The sequence below is a fragment of the Pseudomonas sp. E45-MNA-CIBAN-0222 genome (assembly GCF_040310405.1).
Taxonomy (GTDB): Bacteria; Pseudomonadota; Gammaproteobacteria; order Pseudomonadales; family Pseudomonadaceae; genus Stutzerimonas; species Stutzerimonas stutzeri_AC.
Window position 1 is genome coordinate 1 of sequence record NZ_JBEOPU010000173.1, and the last position, 255, is coordinate 255.

Consider the following 255-nt stretch of genomic DNA (forward strand, 5'->3'; position numbering starts at 1 on the left):
TGGTGGACGTGGGCGAGCAGGCTGTGCAGGGCGTCGACCTGTTCAAGCATCGCCGCTCGGTTAGCGGCGAATTCCGCCGCGCGCGGGTTGAGCTGGGTGTGCAGGGTGGCCATGGTGCACTCCTTCAGCGGGTTTCGTTGAACAGTTCGCGACCGATCAACATCCGCCGAATCTCACTGGTGCCCGCACCAATTTCGTAGAGCTTGGCGTCACGCAGCAGGCGCCCGGCGGGGAATTCATTGATATAGCCATTGC

The 255-nt window shown here is 62.4% G+C and carries 1 protein-coding gene; it reads right to left on the bottom strand.

Annotated features, from left to right (window positions below):
- Nucleotides 1–124 precede the first annotated feature (124 nt).
- The coding region (locus AAEZ08_RS23220) for an acyl-CoA dehydrogenase family protein (protein ID WP_500125219.1) at nucleotides 125–255 on the bottom strand (131 nt) is incomplete at its 5' end.